This window comes from Dactylosporangium sp. NPDC051087 (assembly GCF_055586325.1).
Map to the genome: position 1 here is coordinate 556,506 of NZ_JBVJIJ010000002.1, position 13,860 is coordinate 570,365.

Below are 13,860 nucleotides of genomic sequence, written 5' to 3' on the forward strand. Positions count from 1 at the left end.
GAGGAGGTCGCGATGCCGATCGCGGCGGGCAACATCATCTACGCCAGCGACCTGCTCATGACCACCGCGCAGAGCGCCGACACCACGGCCCGCACGACGACGAGCACCAGCTTCACCACGACGCTGAGCCCGGCACAGATCTGCGGCGTCAGCTTCGTCGCGCCGCCCTCGGGCCGGGTAACGATCGACTGGGGCTGCGGCGTGCAGAACAGCTCGTCGCCGCAGCTGTCGGTCTGCTCGTTCGCTATCCGGGCCGGGTCGACGGTCGGTTCGGGCACGTCGTTCCAGGCGGCGGACGACGGCCGCGCCATCACGAGCCTCGCGTTCATCCGTGCCGGCGCCACGAGTGAGGTCACCGGCCTCACGCCCGGCGCCACCTACAACGTGGCGTTGGAGCACCGTGTCGCTAGTGCCGGGACGGGCACGTTCTCCAACCGGTCGGTGCTCGTCACTCCGCAGCTGGCGTAGGTCGCAGCCGCTTCCATCGCAGTGGTGTTGGCTCAGGAACGGAGGAGGTCGGATGGCATCGCAGGGCTACCGGGACTGGCTCGCGTCGGGCCGCCCGTACACGCTGATCCGCCCAGCAGCGGCCATTGTGGCGACGCTGCGCGGCTACGGGCTCACCGTCTACCACTACCCGAACGAGGATCACCAGAAGGCGACCACGCCGCAGGACCACACGCCCTACTCGGCGACCGGCTGGCCGGGCAGCAACAAGCAGTGGAACGCCAGGGCCGTCGACGTCATGCCGCGGTCGAACTCCCCGGCGCATCGCAAGGAGAACGCCGACATCGCGCGGCAGCTCATCAAGGACCGCGACGCCGGACACCCCGGCGCCATGTGGATCAAGTACATCAACTGGACCGATGAGAAGGGCAACTGCCAGCAGGTCAGCTGGAAGCCGACCAAGGCAGTCAAGTCCAGCACCGACAAGGGGCACATCCACATCTCCGGCCGCTCCGACGCGGACGACGACGACCGTGCCGACACCTACGACCCGATCCGGCGACTGGCCGGCGTCGCGACCCCGATCGGAGTGCTCATGGGACAGCAGATGATCGTCTACGGCCTCGGCGCGACCGCGGCGGACCAGGCGCAGCACTGGCTCGTCGACGGGATGCACGCCCGGCGGGTGCCGCTGGACTTCGTGTACGGCGACGACCTGAAGGGCGTCGACGGGCCGGTCACCAACGTGCAGGTGCACCAGGTGAGCCTGCTCGGCCAGCTGGGGTACGGCGGGCAGCCGTTCAAGACCGGCGGCGACATCCGGGTGTGGGGCGAGCCGATCGGTGAGGAGATCCATCTCGACACCGAGGCGCTGGCGAAGACCCTCACCGCGGCGGTGGTGGCCGAGCTCCGCGACCGCGACGCGGCGGCCACCGTGACGGCCGAGGACATCGCGGACCTGCTCGCGGCGCGGCTGCAGTCGTGATCCGGCACGGGGGTGCAGGGGAAAGGGTAGGACGTGAGTGAGGCTTACCGTGCCGGTCCTCCGCGACCTGGTGATGCTCGCACTCGGCTCGGCCGGGATGACCAAGGAGCTGTTCTTCCTCGGCGGGGAGCGCCCGGACATGCTGCGAGTGGGGCTGTGCATCGGCCTGCTCCTCGGCCCAGCGGCCCTGAACAGCCTGTGGCGCGGGCGGTCGCTGGGGGATCCCACATCTACCGACGGGTCGCCGTCGTCGTCTCGCTCGCCTTCGCGGCGGCGTGGCTCGTAGCGCTGGTGCTCCGGTGAGGGCCCGCGACCGGCTCCTCACGCCGACCGGTGCGCTGCGCGCCTGGCCGGCGATCTGGCTGTCGCTGCTGGGGATCGCGCTCGCGTTCGGGTTCACGATCGCGTACGTGGGGCGGGTCGCCGCGGCGCAGCGCAGCGAGGGCGAGCGGAGCCGCGCGGCGGTGTGCACGCTGATCAACGCCAACGTGGCGGCGTACAGCGAGACACCGCCGACCACGCCGGCTGGCCAGAACATCGCTGCGAGCTGGCGGGAGCTGAAGGGTCAGCTCGGCTGCTAGTCGGTCCAGCGGACGGGGAAGACGCCGACCCAGGCTTCGTGGGTCGGGTCGCCGGCGGTGATGTGGTCGGGGCGCTTCGCGCACTGGACGGGGATGTCGCCGGTGGCGGTTGGGGTGGTTTTGGTCGCGGTGCACGTCTCGGTCGCCATCCGGTGATCGTACGAGTGTTCTAGCAACTGGGGAGTGCCCAATGAAGATTTTCGGTCGCGAGCCCTCACTGTGGATCGCCACGATCGGCACCGTGCTCGGCCTCATCGCCGGGTTCGGCCTCGACTGGCTCACCCCGGAGCAGGCCGCCCTGGTCGTCGTCGTCCTCAACGCGCTGCTGGGCGTCGTCAACGCGGTCCTCGTCCGGCCCGTCGCGCCGGCGGCGTTCACATACGCCATCGCCGCGATCGCGACGCTGATCGCGGCGTACGGCGTGCAGGTCACCCAGTCGCAGGTGTCGCTGGTGAACGGTGCGGTGCTCGCGCTGCTGGCGCTGCTGCTGCGGGGGAACGTGTCGCCGGTCGAACCGGGCGTGCCGGAGGCGGTCCGGGCGACGCGCGGCTACTGACCTGCAGCACAGACAGGCGCCCCGGGCATCGGTCCGGGGCGCCTGTCTGTCTGCGGGGGCTGGGGCTTCACCGGGTGGCGTAGAGGTGCTCGCCCAGGCGCTCGTACAGCGCGGCCAGCTGCTCGCGGTCCAGCAGGAGCATGACGGCCTCGGCGCCGTCGCCGACCTCGACCTGGTACTGGACGTCGCCCGCGTCGGTGAGCTCGTCGGCGAGGTTCGACCAGTCCATGTACTGGTTGTCGTCGAACTGGATGCTGGTGGTCGGGTCGGCGGCGGTGAGGTGCGTCGTCTGCGTCATGCCACTAGTATGCAACGCGGGCGTTGCGAACCGCAAGGGGTTCGGCCGACCAATCCGCAACGCCCGCGCTGCGTCCAGACGGTCACAGGTACGCAGCGGCCTCACCAGGCAGACCCGACACCGGCGCCGACGCCGACGCGTACGCCACCTCCAGCTCGGCCACCTCACGCGCCACCCGCCGCCGCTCCGCCGCCTGCGCCCGCTTCTCCGCAGCCGCCGCCGCGGCGATCTCCTGCTCCACCTTCCGCGCCGCCCGGGCCGCCGCCGAGGCCTTCGCCGCCGCGGCCCGCTGCGCCGCCGCCAGCTCGGCACGGCGGCCCGCGTGGACCCGCTCGCCGGCGAGCTCCGCGACGACCAGGCCGACGACGACCAGCGCGCCGTAGATCCGCTCGCCGACGGTGTGGCCGGCGGCGACGTTCGCGGCGAGGCTTCCGATGCCGGCAACGGCCTGGAGGCGCAGCCCGAATCGGCGGGTCGCGGCGTCGAAGGTGCGGCCGCGCATGACCATGCCGATGAGCGCGAACCCGTCGATGAAGAACGGGGCGGTCCAGGCCTGCCAGCCGGTGAGGCCGAGCATGTGGCCGGCGGAGAGGATGTGGCCGAAGCTGATGGCGAGGGCGCCGGGCATGTAGAGGCCGCGGACGACGAGCATGACGAGGATGTACCGCCAGTTGCGGGCAGGTTTGGTCATGGGGACCTCCGGGTCCGAGGTGGTGCGGGGGTTGCGCGGAGCGGGGCTCAACGCGCTACGTCTGCCACCTAGTTTGCAGCTTCCATGTTGCGTGCCGCAAGAGGTGGACCGGAGGAGTTTGCAGCGACGGCATTGCGTCCTATGCTGGGGGCGTGAGCAGGATCCGGATCACCGTCGACGGCAAGGCCGCCCTCACCCTCGGCCAAGCCGCCGAACGGTACGGCCTCGCCCCGTCGTCCATGCGCGCCGCCATCCACCGGCTCGGCGACGCCATCACCGAGGCCGACAAGCTCGACGGCAAACCGCTGTACTTCGCCGCCGAGCTGGACCGCGTCATGGCCCGCCGCCCAGGCCGCGGAGCGCCCGGCGTGCCCCGGACTAGACCTGAAGCCTGATCGAGGCGAGCAGCTCGCCCTCGTTGAACCGCACCACACCCCGGTGCGACACCTCAACACCGTACGGACCCGCACCGCCTGGCACGCCGGCCACCTTGAACGGCAGCGAACACGTCGTCGCCCGGCCGTCGCTGGTGATGCCCTGGGCCGTGCCGCGCTCAAGCGAACCGACAGCCAGGGTCTTTCCCGCCGCGTCGGTCACCGTGACCTGGCTCCCGGCAGCCAGGTCGGAGAACCCGTTCAGACCCCAGCAGGTCGGGTCGGCGGCGCTCTGCCACACGAACTGGCCGCGCTGCAGGACCAGCTCGCCCGTCACGGTCACCGGATTCAGCGCTGCGGCTGTGGACGCGGCGACGGCGGGCGCCTCGCTGTCCGGGCGGGTGAGGAGCCACACGCTGACGCCGGTGGCGGCCATCAACGCGACCACGCCGGCGACAAGGCCGACGATCAGGCCCGCCCGACGCGGCCGGCCGGGAGGTGCGGTGTCGACGGCGATGGCCTGCTGCGGGGTGTCGTGAGGCGCGGTCATGGCCCGGACGGTACCGCTCGCACGCATATGATCACCGTCCGCTGATCGGATGAGAGTGCAGCTGGGTCACCAGCACCGCCAGCACCACGCCGTTCACCACGAACACGACGAACAGCGCGGCGAGACCCAGCAGGAGCCGTTGCCGCCGGCTCACCACGGGCCGCCCGGCGGATGCCAGCCCCGCAGCTCGGAGGTGGGGCGGGCGGCGTCGGCCTCGGTCTCCGGGCCGAACGTAGGACCCCATGACACGGTCGGCTTGGCGGGAGCGTCGGGAGCGGGTGGTGCGTCGGTTGCGTGCTCGTCGGTGTCCGGCACCGCTACCTCCACGTGGTGCGAGGGCACGACGGCCGCGGAACCGCGGTCGCCGCACCCCCGGGTCTAGGAAGCCCGGTCAGCGGCCCGAAGCCAGACCCGACCGGGCAGAACCTCCGTCCGGTGCGACCCAGGGGGATGGTTCCGAAACCGACGGTACACAACAAGGGCAACCATGTCGACCATGTCGCAAGATCAAGCTAGGCTACGCAGTGTGGTTGACATGGTTGACATGGCTTTGATCTCCTTGGAGCGCGACCCAGGGAGTTCACCGATGACAGCACCCATGCCCCTCTACCTGCAGTTTGCAGAGTCCGTCCGGGACCGAATCCGGGCCGGCGTGTTCAAGCCGGGCGACCGGCTGCCGTCCACGACCGCGTTCGAGGCCGAGGGATGGAAGCGGAGCACCCTCGTTCAGGGAATGCGAGAGCTTCGCACCACGGGCTGGGTCCGCGGCCAGCCGGGCCAGGCGACGTTCGTCGCCGCCGATCCCCCGATCGGGTGACCTGCCACCGTACAGCAGAACTGAATGGTTTTCGCAGTCACCCATCCGGTGGATTGATCAGACGACTACCTGATCGTTACGGTCCGGTTTACATCCGGTTAACTGTCCTAGATCTGACACGACGCCGGCGCCTGGGGGGTCACGACGCAAGGAGGGTTGACCCCCGCATGCCCGCACCCATTCGCATCCTCATCTACGCCCGCGGTAACCCCACCGAGATCCTCGACCAGCACGCCGCGTGCTACGCCGCCGCCGAGCTCCTCGGCGCGCACGAGGTCGTCTCGCTCGCCGTCGACGCGCCCGGAGCGTCTGTCGGATGGGGCAGCGCCACCGCCATGGTCGCCGCCGGCGAGGTCGACCGGATCCTCGTCGCCACCCGCGACGTCATCCCGATCATGGAAGTCGTTGAGTCTGCGACCCGCGGCGTCCAGCCCCTCCGCGACGGGCCTGGCGCGCCGGACGCGCAGGAGCCGTCGTGGCAGCGGCGGCCACGACGGCTCCGAGGGTTCAGGCGGCCGAGTTGAACTTCGCGGCCAGCTCGCCGAGTACAGGCAGGGCCGCCACCGCTTCGGTCCGGGCCTTGCTCGTCACGAGCGTGTAGATCGCTGTCGACGCTGGCGACGCGTGACCCATCAGTTCCTGGACCGTGCGGAGGTTGCCGCATTGGTCCAGGGTGCTGGTCCCGAACCAGTGCCGGAATCGGTGGAGGGTCACGGTCGGCAGCCCCAGGTCGTCGAAGTAGTCGGCGGCGACTCGCGAGATCGAGTGCGCGGTCGCCCGGCCGCCGCCGATGCCCCGCGCCAGCGGTCCCGGCGGCAGAGGCTGGACGGCCTGCCAGACAAGCGGGTGCGTTGGCACGATGCGTTCCTTGCTGCCCTTGCCGAAGACTCGGAACGCGTCTTCGGTCACGTGCTCCCGGTCCGCGGCGGCGACCTCGCAGCAGCGCATCCCCTGGCCGGCGGCAAGGAGCGCCCACAGCCGGAAAGGATTGACGGCGCGGGCGAGGACGTCGGTGAGCTCGGCGTCGGTGATCGGCCGTGGAACCCCTCGCCCCGTCTTGGGCCGCACCAGATTTTCGGCGGGGTTGAAGTCGAGTTCGTGTCGGCGGACCGCCCAGCCGAAGAACGAGCGGAGCCCGGCGAGGTTGGTGACCGTGGTGCCGGGTTCCCAGTCGTCGCGGTAGATGACTGCGCGGAGGTCGTCCTCGTTCGCGAATTCCACGCCGCGTTCGTGGGCGGGGTAGCCCTGCTTCCGGTGGACTTCTGTCAGCTTGCGGTGGTGCCGGTAGAGCATCTGGCGGCGGGTCGTGATCGTGGTCTCCGCCCGGTTGAGCTCCCTGAGGTGCCGCAGGTATTTCTCGATCAGGTCGTGTTCCATTCGGGTGATCCTCCGCTCACGAACCGCGGCGGGACATCGGGTGGGTTACCGACCCGATGCGCTGCGGACGGCGGGTTGATGCCCGATCGACGGATGGTGCGAGCGCGGGGCGCCGTTCGGAGTGTCTGGCTGGCCGATTGTCCTTCGGCCGTTCGATATTGGGCCAGAACACTAGTTCAGCGTGCGCCGCGCCGCCACCTCGGTCAACAATGACTGCACCATGGCGCGCACGATCATCCAACTCCGCATCGCGCTCGACGCCGTCGAGCCCACCGTCTGGCGGCGGGTCCTCGTCCCCGGCGGCTTCACCCTCGACCGGGTGCACCGCGTCGTGCAGTTCGCGATGGGCTGGGGCGACCGTCACCTGCACGTCTTCGACATCGAGGGCGTCCAGTACGGCGTGCCCGACCCCGACGGCCTGCTCGACGTCCGCGACGAGCTCGACACCCGCCTCGACGCGGTCGCGCAGAAGGGCGGGCGGCTGCGGTACACGTACGACTTCGGCGACTGGTGGGAGCACGACCTGACCGTCGAGGACGTCATGCCCGCGGACCTCGACACCGTGTATCCGGTGTGCGCCGCCGGCGAACGCGCCTGCCCGCCCGACGACGTGGGCGGCCCCGAGGGCTACCACGACCTCCTCGCGGCCATCGCGGACTCGTCCCACCCCGACCACGCGACGATGCACGAGTGGCTCGGCCGCCCCTTCGACCCGGCGCTGTTCGACCCTTCCCGCACCACCACGCTCCTGCGCCGCATGACCTGACCCCCGCTCCCGCGTCATGATCCGGAAGAGTTCGTGTACCCAGGGGTGCACAAGGTCTTCCGGATCACGGAAACGGGCCGCGGTGAAAGTTTCCGGGGTTTGCCGGCGGTGCGTGGCCGGTGTTGATCTTCCGTTTGGCGGACTTCGCGAATCGCCCTAACCGGGCATGCCGGCGGTGCGGGAATGGCAGTGAACGCATCGTTGATCGTCACTGTGTCCGGGTGGTGGCGGCGGGGTGTCGCGGGCGCCTTCCGAGCGTTCAGCAGCACGTCGGCGCATCGATGAAAGCCTCTCTTGAGCGGATGCCTCCGGGTCGCTCGCCCTCGATGTGCGTCGATTCGCGGCGCTGGAACAGCTGCGGCGCCGTGAAGCAGTGCATATCGCCGTAAAAGCGGACAGAAATGCGGCTTGAAATCTTGCGGTAACGAAATGGGAACGCTCCCATTGCCCCATTGACACCTGGCGGGCGAGGCGCCAGTCTCATGGGAGCGCTCCCGTGGCTGTGGCCGGTGACACACCCCGCGGCCACGGGAGCCACTCAATGCGACACCCGCCATACCCGCGACACCCGAACGACGGACTTCACACCCGGGTCCGCCGTCGATGCTTCACACCCCCTTACACACCCATCACGACCTGAGAGAGGGGTCAGGATGAGCGTCACCTCACGCCGTCTGCGTTCGATCGCCGCGGCCGCGCTCACCGTGGGACTTGCCCTCGGTACGACCGCATGCAGCGCCAAGGACGACAACGAGCCCAGCGCCGACGGCACGGGCCCGGTCACCATCTCGCTGTCCTACTTCGGCACGCCCGGCTTCAACCAGGCGGTCAAGGACTTCGAGGCCGCGAACCCGAACATCAAGGTCGACGTCAAGAACGAAGGCCAGACCAAGGACTTCGCGCCGAAGCTGGCCCAGTGGATCTCCGCCGGCAGCGGCGCGAGCGACGTGGTCATGCTCGAAGAGGGCATGCTCCTGCAGTACCTGAAGGACAACAAGGGCTTCGCGAACCTGCTCGACCTGGGCGCGTCGTCGCTGGAGAAGGACTACCTGGCCTTCAAGTGGAAGAACGCGTTCACCGCGGACGGCAAGAAGCTCGTCGGTCTCGGCACCGACGTCGGCCCGCTCGCCATGTGCTACCGCACGGACCTGTTCGCCAAGGCCGGCCTCCCGGTCGACCGTGACGAGGTCAGCAAGCTGTGGCCGACCTGGCAGGACTACATCAAGCAGGGCGAGACCTTCAAGTCGAAGAACACCGGCGCGGCGTGGACCGACTCGGCCACGAGCATCATGCAGCCGTACATCATGCAGAACGCCGACAGCTGGTTCTACGACAAGAGCGACAAGTACATCGGTGACACCAACCCGGCCGTCAAGGCCGCGTACGACCTGGGCCTGGACATGGCCAGCAAGGGCCTGACCGCGAAGCTGGCCCGCTGGCAAGCGGACTGGGACGCCGCGTTCAAGAACGCCGCGTTCGCGACCGTGCCGTGCCCGCCGTGGTACACGGGTGTCATCAAGGAGCGCGCCGGCGACGCCGGCAAGAACAAGTGGGACATCGCGACCATCCCCGGTAAGGGTGGCAACTGGGGCGGCTCGTACCTCGCCATCCCGGAGCAGAGCAAGAACAAGAAGGCCGCGTTCGAGCTCGTCAAGTTCATCACCGGCAAGCAGGGTGGCCTGGACGCGTTCGCCGAGGCGGGCCCGCTGCCGTCGTCGATCGCCGCGCTGGACGACCCGAAGATCACCGACGCGAAGAACGAGTACTTCAACAACGCGCCGGTCGGCAAGATCTACGCCGGTGCCGCGAAGGACCTCAAGCCGATCTACCTCGGGCCGAAGCACCAGGCCCTGTGGGAGAACGGGTTCGAGCCGGCCATGCAGGCCGCCGAGCAGGGCAAGCTGAGCGCCCAGGCGGGCTGGGACAAGGCCATCAAGGACAGCAAGGCACTCGCCGAAGGCTGATCCGACGCGATGACGGCGGGGGCGGCGTCGAACCTGGCGCCGCCTCCGTCTGCCACTTAGCCCGTTTGATCGGAAGGGACCAACCCCCCATGGCTACCAACGTCGGCGAGGTCAGCGGACCTCGCCACGGGCGCGCCCCCGCCGGGCCACCGAAGCAGCCGACGCGGCGCTCCGTGCGGGTCGGGCGGCTCGACCTGCGACTGTCGCCGTACCTGTTCGTCGCGCCGTTCTTCGTGCTGTTCGCGGTGTTCGGCGCGTACCCCTTGATCTACACCGCGATCCTGTCGACCCGCAAGAACACGCTGACCGGTGGCGACGCGGGCTTCGTCGGGTTCGAGAACTACAAGAAGATCCTCTGGGACGAGCACTTCTGGATCGTCATCTACAACACGTTCGGCCTGTTCATCGTCGCGACCGTGCCGCAGCTGATCTTCGCGCTGCTGATCGCGAGCTGGCTGAACAAGAAGATGCGGGCCCGCACCGCGATCCGCATGGGTGTGCTCATCCCGAACATCACCTCGGTCGCCGCCGTCGGCATCGTGTTCGGCCTGATCTTCGCCGACCGGTACGGCCTGGCGAACTGGCTCCTGCAGAGCATCGGCCTGGACGCCGTCGAGTGGCGCAACCACCGCTGGTCGTCCTGGACCGCGATCGCGTTCATGGTCGACTGGCGCTGGACCGGCTACAACGCCCTCATCTACCTGGCCGCGATGCAGGCGATCCCGAAGGAGCTCTACGAGTCGGCGTCCCTGGACGGCGCCTCCGCGGCCCGCCGGTTCTGGCGGATCACCGTCCCGCTCATCCAGCCGACGATCCTCTTCACCGTGATCATCTCGACGATCGGCGGCATGCAGCTGTTCACCGAGCCGCTGCTGTTCAACTACGGCCGCATCCAGGGTGGCTCGCTCAACGAGTTCCAGACCGTCGCGATGTACATCTACGAGACCACGTTCACGAACAACTACAACGTGGGCCGCGGCGCCGCGATCTCCTGGCTGCTGTTCGTGATCATCCTGATCTTCGCGCTCATCAACTTCGCCCTGGTGCGCCGATCCGTCAAGGGGACGACCTCATGAGTACCACCATGACGCGGCCTCGCAGCATGCCGGTCGAGCCGCCGCGCAAGAAGGGCCGGGTCCGCAGCGCCTCCTCGGCACTGTGGGACGCGAGCCCGCTGACGTACCTCGCGCTGATCATCACGATCGTGCTGTCGGTCTTCCCGATCCTCTGGTCGTTCATCGTGGCGTCGCGCGACAACAGCGCCGTCACCGACATCCCGCCGCCGCTCACGCCCGGCCCGAACTTCTTCGACAACGCCTCCCGCGTGCTGGCCAACACGGACGCCAACTTCGTCTACGGCCTGATCAACTCGGCGGTCGTGTCGTCGTGCGTGACGCTGTCGGTGGTGTTCTTCTCCACCCTCGCCGGCTTCGCGTTCGCGAAGCTCAAGTTCCGCGGGAAGAACGCCCTGCTGCTCATCATCATCCTCACGATGATGATCCCGACGCAGGTCAACATCATCCCGCTGTACCTGCTGATGGTGAAGTTCGACTGGACGAACACCCTGCAGGCGGTCATCGTGCCGTTCCTGGTCAAGGGCTTCGGCGTGTTCATGATCCGGCAGTACGCGGAGTCGGCGATCAGCGACGAGCTCATCGAGGCGGCCCGGGTCGACGGCGCCTCCACGTGGCGGACCTACTGGTCCGTGGTGCTGCCCGCGTTGCGTCCGGCGGCGGCGGTACTGGGGCTGCTCACCTTCATGGAGACCTGGAACGACTTCCTGTGGCCGTACGTCGTGCTCAACGGCGACACGCCCACCGTGCAGGTTTCGCTCAACATTCTCGCCACCGGTTACTACAAGACCGACTACGTGCAAGTCTTTACCGGGACAGCACTGGCCATCGTGCCGCTGCTCCTCGTGTTCATCGCATTCGGCCGTCAGATCATCGGCGGCATCATGGAAGGTTCGGTCAAGGCGTGACCAGCATCGACCCGCTGACGTTCCCACCCGGTTTCGTGTGGGGTGCGGCGACCGCGTCGTACCAGATCGAAGGGGCGGCCGGCGAAGACGGCCGCACCCCGTCGATCTGGGACACGTTCAGCCACACCCCGGACAAGACGCTGGGCGGGGACACCGGCGACGTGGCCTGCGATCATTACCACCGCTTCCGCGAGGACGTGGGGCTGATGAAGGACCTGGGCATCAACGCCTACCGGTTCTCCGTCGCGTGGCCGCGCGTCCAGCCGGGCGGGTCGGAGCCGGCCAACGCCAAGGGCCTGGACTTCTACCGGCGGCTCGTCGACGAGCTGCTGGCGGGCGGCATCACCCCCTGGGTGACGCTCTACCACTGGGACCTTCCCCAGGCGCTGGAGGACGCGGGCGGCTGGCCCGCCCGCGACACCGCGGCCCGGTTCGCCGACTACGCCGCGCTCGTGCACGGCGCGCTCGGCGACCGGGTCCGGCACTGGACGACCTTCAACGAGCCGTGGTGCTCGGCGTTCCTCGGCTACGCGTCCGGCGTCCACGCGCCCGGCCGCCAGCACGCACCCGACGCCCTGGCCGCCATGCACCACCTGCTCCTCGGCCACGGCCGGGCGGTCGAGTCGATCCGGGCCGCCGACCCGCAGGCGCAGCTGGGCATCACGCTCAACCTGTACGCCATCTCGCCGGCCGACGAGACCAAGGCCGGCGACCTCGATGCGGCCCGCCGCATCGACGGCCTGGCCAACCGGATCTTCCTCGACCCGGTGCTGCTCGGCTCGTACCCGGCCGACGTCGTCGCCGACCTGCAAGGGGTCAGCGACTTCGGCTTCGTGCGCGACGGCGACCTCGAGCAGATCGCGCAGCCGCTCGACCTGCTCGGCATCAACTACTACAGCCGGCACGTCGTGGCCGCCGAGGACCCCGACGTCCCCGCCGAGCCGTACTGGCGGGCGCCGACGTCGTGGCCCGGCAGCGAGACCGTCCGCTTCCTGAAGCGGCCCGGCGTCCCGGTCACCGACATGGGCTGGGAGGTCGACGCCCCCGGGCTCACCGAGACCCTGACCCGCGTCGCCCGCGAATACCCGGCGGTCCCGCTGTACATCACGGAGAACGGCGCCGCGTACATCGACACCGTCACCGACGAGGGTGCCGTGGACGACCACGAGCGGGTCGCCTACTTCGACGCGCACTTCCGCGCCTGCCACGACGCGATCACCGCCGGCGCGCCCCTGCACGGCTACTTCGCGTGGTCGCTGCTGGACAACTTCGAGTGGGCGTGGGGCTACACCAAGCGGTTCGGCATGATCCGCGTCGACTACGACACGCAGCGGCGCACGGTCAAGGCCAGCGGCCACCGGTACCGCGAGGTCATCAAGCACAACGGCCTCGGCGAGTAGCGTGCGCCGCCCGACGCTGGACGAGGTGGCCGCGCTCGCCGGCGTCGGGCGCGGCACGGTCTCCCGGGTGATCAACGGCTCGCCGCAGGTCAGCCCGGAGGCCCGCGCCGCGGTCGCCCGCGCCGTCGAGGAACTCGGGTACGTGCCCAACCGGGCCGCCCGGGCCCTCGTCACCCGCCGCACCGACTCGGTCGCCCTCGTGGTGTCCGAGTCGGAGGAGCGGGTCTTCGGCGAGCCGTTCTTCGCCGGCATCGTCCGCGGCGTCAGCAACGTCCTCGCCGACACGTCGCTGCAGCTGTGGCTGGCGATGGCGCAGTCGCCGTCGCAGCGGCTCATGGTCGAGCGGCACCTTTCGGACCAACACGTCGACGGCGTACTGCTGCTGTCGCTGCACGACGACGACCCGCTGCCGTCACTGCTGGGCAAGCGGGGGCTGCCCACCGTCCTCGGCGGCCGGCCGGCGCACATGCTCGAGACGGAAGGTGACAACGAGGTCGCCTACGTCGACAACGACAACGAGGGCGGTGCCCGCACCGCCGTCGACCACCTCATCGGCCTCGGTCGCCGCTGCATCGCGGTGATCGCCGGCCCGCAGGACATGGCGGTGGGCATCGCCCGCCTCCGTGGCTACCGGGAGGCGCTGCGCCTGGCGTCCCTGCCGCACGATCAGCGACTCATCGCGTACGGCGACTTCAGCGAGGCGAGCGGGGCCGACGCGATGCACCGCCTCATCCATCTCAACCCCGGCCTCGACGCCGTCTTCGCCGCCTCCGACCTGATGGCCGCCGGGGCCATCCGCGCCCTGCGTGAGCTGGGCCGCGGGGTGCCCGCCGACGTGGCCGTGGTCGGGTTCGAGGACTCCGCCGTCGCCCGACAGACCCAGCCGCCGCTCACCACCGTGCACCAGTCGGTGGAGGGCATGGGGCGCGAGATGGCCAGGCTCCTGCTGGCCCGCATCGCCGGCGGGCCGGCCCACTCGACTGTGCTCGACACGCACCTCGTGGTCCGCGAGTCGGCCTGACATCGCCGGCCACGCAGCCATGTCGCGCAGTCCTCATCCCCCAGCAGGAGGC

At 69.5% G+C, this 13,860-nt stretch carries 20 protein-coding genes; 13 read left to right on the forward strand and 7 right to left on the reverse strand.

Translation table 11 applies throughout. The annotated features are described in order from the left end of the window. The first annotated feature begins 12 nt into the window (after positions 1–12). The 3 genes from ACZ6TV_RS06170 to ACZ6TV_RS06180 all read left to right on the forward strand — a co-directional run bounded on the left by ACZ6TV_RS06170 (position 13) and on the right by ACZ6TV_RS06180 (position 2,013). Positions 13–468: a hypothetical protein gene (locus tag ACZ6TV_RS06170; RefSeq protein ID WP_465295915.1), complete on the forward strand. Its 456-nt coding sequence runs from the start codon at positions 13–15 to the stop codon at positions 466–468. Positions 469–520: 52 nt separating this feature from the next. Continuing rightward, complete coding sequence (locus ACZ6TV_RS06175) at positions 521–1,432, forward strand: hypothetical protein (protein ID WP_465295917.1); 912 nt, start codon at positions 521–523, stop codon at positions 1,430–1,432. A gap of 299 nt (positions 1,433–1,731) precedes the next feature. Next, complete coding sequence (locus tag ACZ6TV_RS06180; RefSeq protein WP_465295919.1) at positions 1,732–2,013, forward strand: hypothetical protein; 282 nt, start codon at positions 1,732–1,734, stop codon at positions 2,011–2,013. Here ACZ6TV_RS06180 and ACZ6TV_RS06185 read toward each other — a convergent pair. After that, positions 2,010–2,162, reverse strand: coding sequence for a hypothetical protein (locus ACZ6TV_RS06185; RefSeq protein ID WP_465295921.1), 153 nt, complete (start codon positions 2,160–2,162; stop codon positions 2,010–2,012). The genes ACZ6TV_RS06180 and ACZ6TV_RS06185 overlap by 4 nt on opposite strands. 41 nt (positions 2,163–2,203) lie before the next feature. Between ACZ6TV_RS06185 and ACZ6TV_RS06190 the strand changes: the two genes are divergently transcribed. Beyond that, positions 2,204–2,569, forward strand: coding sequence for a hypothetical protein (locus ACZ6TV_RS06190; protein WP_465295923.1), 366 nt, complete (start codon positions 2,204–2,206; stop codon positions 2,567–2,569). 67 nt (positions 2,570–2,636) lie between these two features. On the opposite strand, the gene ACZ6TV_RS06195 is transcribed toward ACZ6TV_RS06190, so the two are convergent. Both ACZ6TV_RS06195 and ACZ6TV_RS06200 read right to left on the reverse strand, forming a co-directional pair. After that, entirely contained in the window at positions 2,637–2,867 is a 231-nt protein-coding gene (locus ACZ6TV_RS06195; protein ID WP_465295925.1) for a hypothetical protein, read from the reverse strand. Between the two features lie 82 nt (positions 2,868–2,949). Further along, positions 2,950–3,558, reverse strand: a complete 609-nt coding sequence (locus ACZ6TV_RS06200; RefSeq protein WP_465295927.1) for a hypothetical protein — start codon at positions 3,556–3,558, stop codon at positions 2,950–2,952. Positions 3,559–3,710: 152 nt separating this feature from the next. Between ACZ6TV_RS06200 and ACZ6TV_RS06205 the strand changes: the two genes are divergently transcribed. After that, positions 3,711–3,953, forward strand: a complete 243-nt coding sequence (locus ACZ6TV_RS06205; protein ID WP_465295929.1) for a hypothetical protein — start codon at positions 3,711–3,713, stop codon at positions 3,951–3,953. Here ACZ6TV_RS06205 and ACZ6TV_RS06210 read toward each other — a convergent pair. From ACZ6TV_RS06210 to ACZ6TV_RS06220, 3 genes are read right to left on the reverse strand one after another with little or no spacing between them, the layout of a single operon-like run. Beyond that, a complete protein-coding gene (locus tag ACZ6TV_RS06210; protein WP_465295931.1) occupies positions 3,937–4,482 on the reverse strand; it encodes a hypothetical protein in 546 nt (181 codons plus the stop codon). The two genes, ACZ6TV_RS06205 and ACZ6TV_RS06210, sit on opposite strands and share 17 nt — an antisense overlap. Positions 4,483–4,513: 31 nt before the next feature. Further along, positions 4,514–4,636: a hypothetical protein gene (locus ACZ6TV_RS06215; protein WP_465295933.1), complete on the reverse strand. Its 123-nt coding sequence runs from the start codon at positions 4,634–4,636 to the stop codon at positions 4,514–4,516. Continuing rightward, positions 4,633–4,797: a hypothetical protein gene (locus tag ACZ6TV_RS06220; RefSeq protein WP_465295935.1), complete on the reverse strand. Its 165-nt coding sequence runs from the start codon at positions 4,795–4,797 to the stop codon at positions 4,633–4,635. Before ACZ6TV_RS06220 ends, ACZ6TV_RS06215 begins: the two co-directional genes overlap by 4 nt. A 271-nt stretch (positions 4,798–5,068) precedes the next feature. On the opposite strand from ACZ6TV_RS06220, the gene ACZ6TV_RS06225 reads away from it, so the two are divergent. Beyond that, complete coding sequence (locus ACZ6TV_RS06225; RefSeq protein ID WP_465295937.1) at positions 5,069–5,299, forward strand: GntR family transcriptional regulator; 231 nt, start codon at positions 5,069–5,071, stop codon at positions 5,297–5,299. 167 nt (positions 5,300–5,466) lie between these two features. After that, entirely contained in the window at positions 5,467–5,823 is a 357-nt protein-coding gene (locus ACZ6TV_RS06230; protein WP_465295939.1) for a hypothetical protein, read from the forward strand. Here ACZ6TV_RS06230 and ACZ6TV_RS06235 read toward each other — a convergent pair. Beyond that, positions 5,807–6,676, reverse strand: coding sequence for a site-specific integrase (locus ACZ6TV_RS06235; protein WP_465295941.1), 870 nt, complete (start codon positions 6,674–6,676; stop codon positions 5,807–5,809). The two genes, ACZ6TV_RS06230 and ACZ6TV_RS06235, sit on opposite strands and share 17 nt — an antisense overlap. 220 nt (positions 6,677–6,896) lie before the next feature. On the opposite strand from ACZ6TV_RS06235, the gene ACZ6TV_RS06240 reads away from it, so the two are divergent. The 6 genes from ACZ6TV_RS06240 to ACZ6TV_RS06265 all read left to right on the forward strand — a co-directional run bounded on the left by ACZ6TV_RS06240 (position 6,897) and on the right by ACZ6TV_RS06265 (position 13,808). After that, a complete protein-coding gene (locus ACZ6TV_RS06240; RefSeq protein WP_465295943.1) occupies positions 6,897–7,442 on the forward strand; it encodes a plasmid pRiA4b ORF-3 family protein in 546 nt (181 codons plus the stop codon). Positions 7,443–8,095: 653 nt separating this feature from the next. Further along, positions 8,096–9,406, forward strand: coding sequence for an ABC transporter substrate-binding protein (locus tag ACZ6TV_RS06245; RefSeq protein ID WP_465295945.1), 1,311 nt, complete (start codon positions 8,096–8,098; stop codon positions 9,404–9,406). 89 nt (positions 9,407–9,495) lie between these two features. Further along, the gene (locus ACZ6TV_RS06250) at positions 9,496–10,482 is read left to right on the forward strand and encodes a carbohydrate ABC transporter permease (RefSeq protein WP_465295947.1); all 987 of its coding nucleotides are present in this window, start codon (positions 9,496–9,498) and stop codon (positions 10,480–10,482) included. Between the two features lie 26 nt (positions 10,483–10,508). Then, positions 10,509–11,387: a carbohydrate ABC transporter permease gene (locus ACZ6TV_RS06255; RefSeq protein ID WP_465296132.1), complete on the forward strand. Its 879-nt coding sequence runs from the start codon at positions 10,509–10,511 to the stop codon at positions 11,385–11,387. Continuing rightward, on the forward strand, positions 11,384–12,787 hold the full coding sequence (locus tag ACZ6TV_RS06260; RefSeq protein WP_465295949.1) for a GH1 family beta-glucosidase: 1,404 nt from the start codon (positions 11,384–11,386) through the stop codon (positions 12,785–12,787). Before ACZ6TV_RS06255 ends, ACZ6TV_RS06260 begins: the two co-directional genes overlap by 4 nt. A gap of 1 nt (position 12,788) precedes the next feature. Next, on the forward strand, positions 12,789–13,808 hold the full coding sequence (locus ACZ6TV_RS06265; RefSeq protein WP_465295951.1) for a LacI family DNA-binding transcriptional regulator: 1,020 nt from the start codon (positions 12,789–12,791) through the stop codon (positions 13,806–13,808). The last annotated feature ends 52 nt before the right edge of the window (positions 13,809–13,860 follow it).

Excerpts from the sequence above, each read along its gene's own strand:
- ACZ6TV_RS06235 (WP_465295941.1), bottom strand. The coding sequence starts at position 6,676 with ATGGAACACGACCTGATCGAGAAATACCTGCGGCACCTCAGGGAGCTC.
- ACZ6TV_RS06190 (WP_465295923.1), top strand. The coding sequence starts at position 2,204 with ATGAAGATTTTCGGTCGCGAGCCCTCACTGTGGATCGCCACGATCGGC.
- ACZ6TV_RS06185 (WP_465295921.1), bottom strand. The coding sequence starts at position 2,162 with ATGGCGACCGAGACGTGCACCGCGACCAAAACCACCCCAACCGCCACC.
- ACZ6TV_RS06225 (WP_465295937.1), top strand. The coding sequence starts at position 5,069 with ATGACAGCACCCATGCCCCTCTACCTGCAGTTTGCAGAGTCCGTCCGG.
- ACZ6TV_RS06200 (WP_465295927.1), bottom strand. The coding sequence starts at position 3,558 with ATGACCAAACCTGCCCGCAACTGGCGGTACATCCTCGTCATGCTCGTC.
- ACZ6TV_RS06250 (WP_465295947.1), top strand. The coding sequence starts at position 9,496 with ATGGCTACCAACGTCGGCGAGGTCAGCGGACCTCGCCACGGGCGCGCC.
- ACZ6TV_RS06195 (WP_465295925.1), bottom strand. The coding sequence starts at position 2,867 with ATGACGCAGACGACGCACCTCACCGCCGCCGACCCGACCACCAGCATC.
- ACZ6TV_RS06170 (WP_465295915.1), top strand. The coding sequence starts at position 13 with ATGCCGATCGCGGCGGGCAACATCATCTACGCCAGCGACCTGCTCATG.
- ACZ6TV_RS06245 (WP_465295945.1), top strand. The coding sequence starts at position 8,096 with ATGAGCGTCACCTCACGCCGTCTGCGTTCGATCGCCGCGGCCGCGCTC.
- ACZ6TV_RS06230 (WP_465295939.1), top strand. The coding sequence starts at position 5,467 with ATGCCCGCACCCATTCGCATCCTCATCTACGCCCGCGGTAACCCCACC.
- ACZ6TV_RS06240 (WP_465295943.1), top strand. The coding sequence starts at position 6,897 with ATGGCGCGCACGATCATCCAACTCCGCATCGCGCTCGACGCCGTCGAG.
- ACZ6TV_RS06175 (WP_465295917.1), top strand. The coding sequence starts at position 521 with ATGGCATCGCAGGGCTACCGGGACTGGCTCGCGTCGGGCCGCCCGTAC.
- ACZ6TV_RS06255 (WP_465296132.1), top strand. The coding sequence starts at position 10,509 with ATGCCGGTCGAGCCGCCGCGCAAGAAGGGCCGGGTCCGCAGCGCCTCC.
- ACZ6TV_RS06210 (WP_465295931.1), bottom strand. The coding sequence starts at position 4,482 with ATGACCGCGCCTCACGACACCCCGCAGCAGGCCATCGCCGTCGACACC.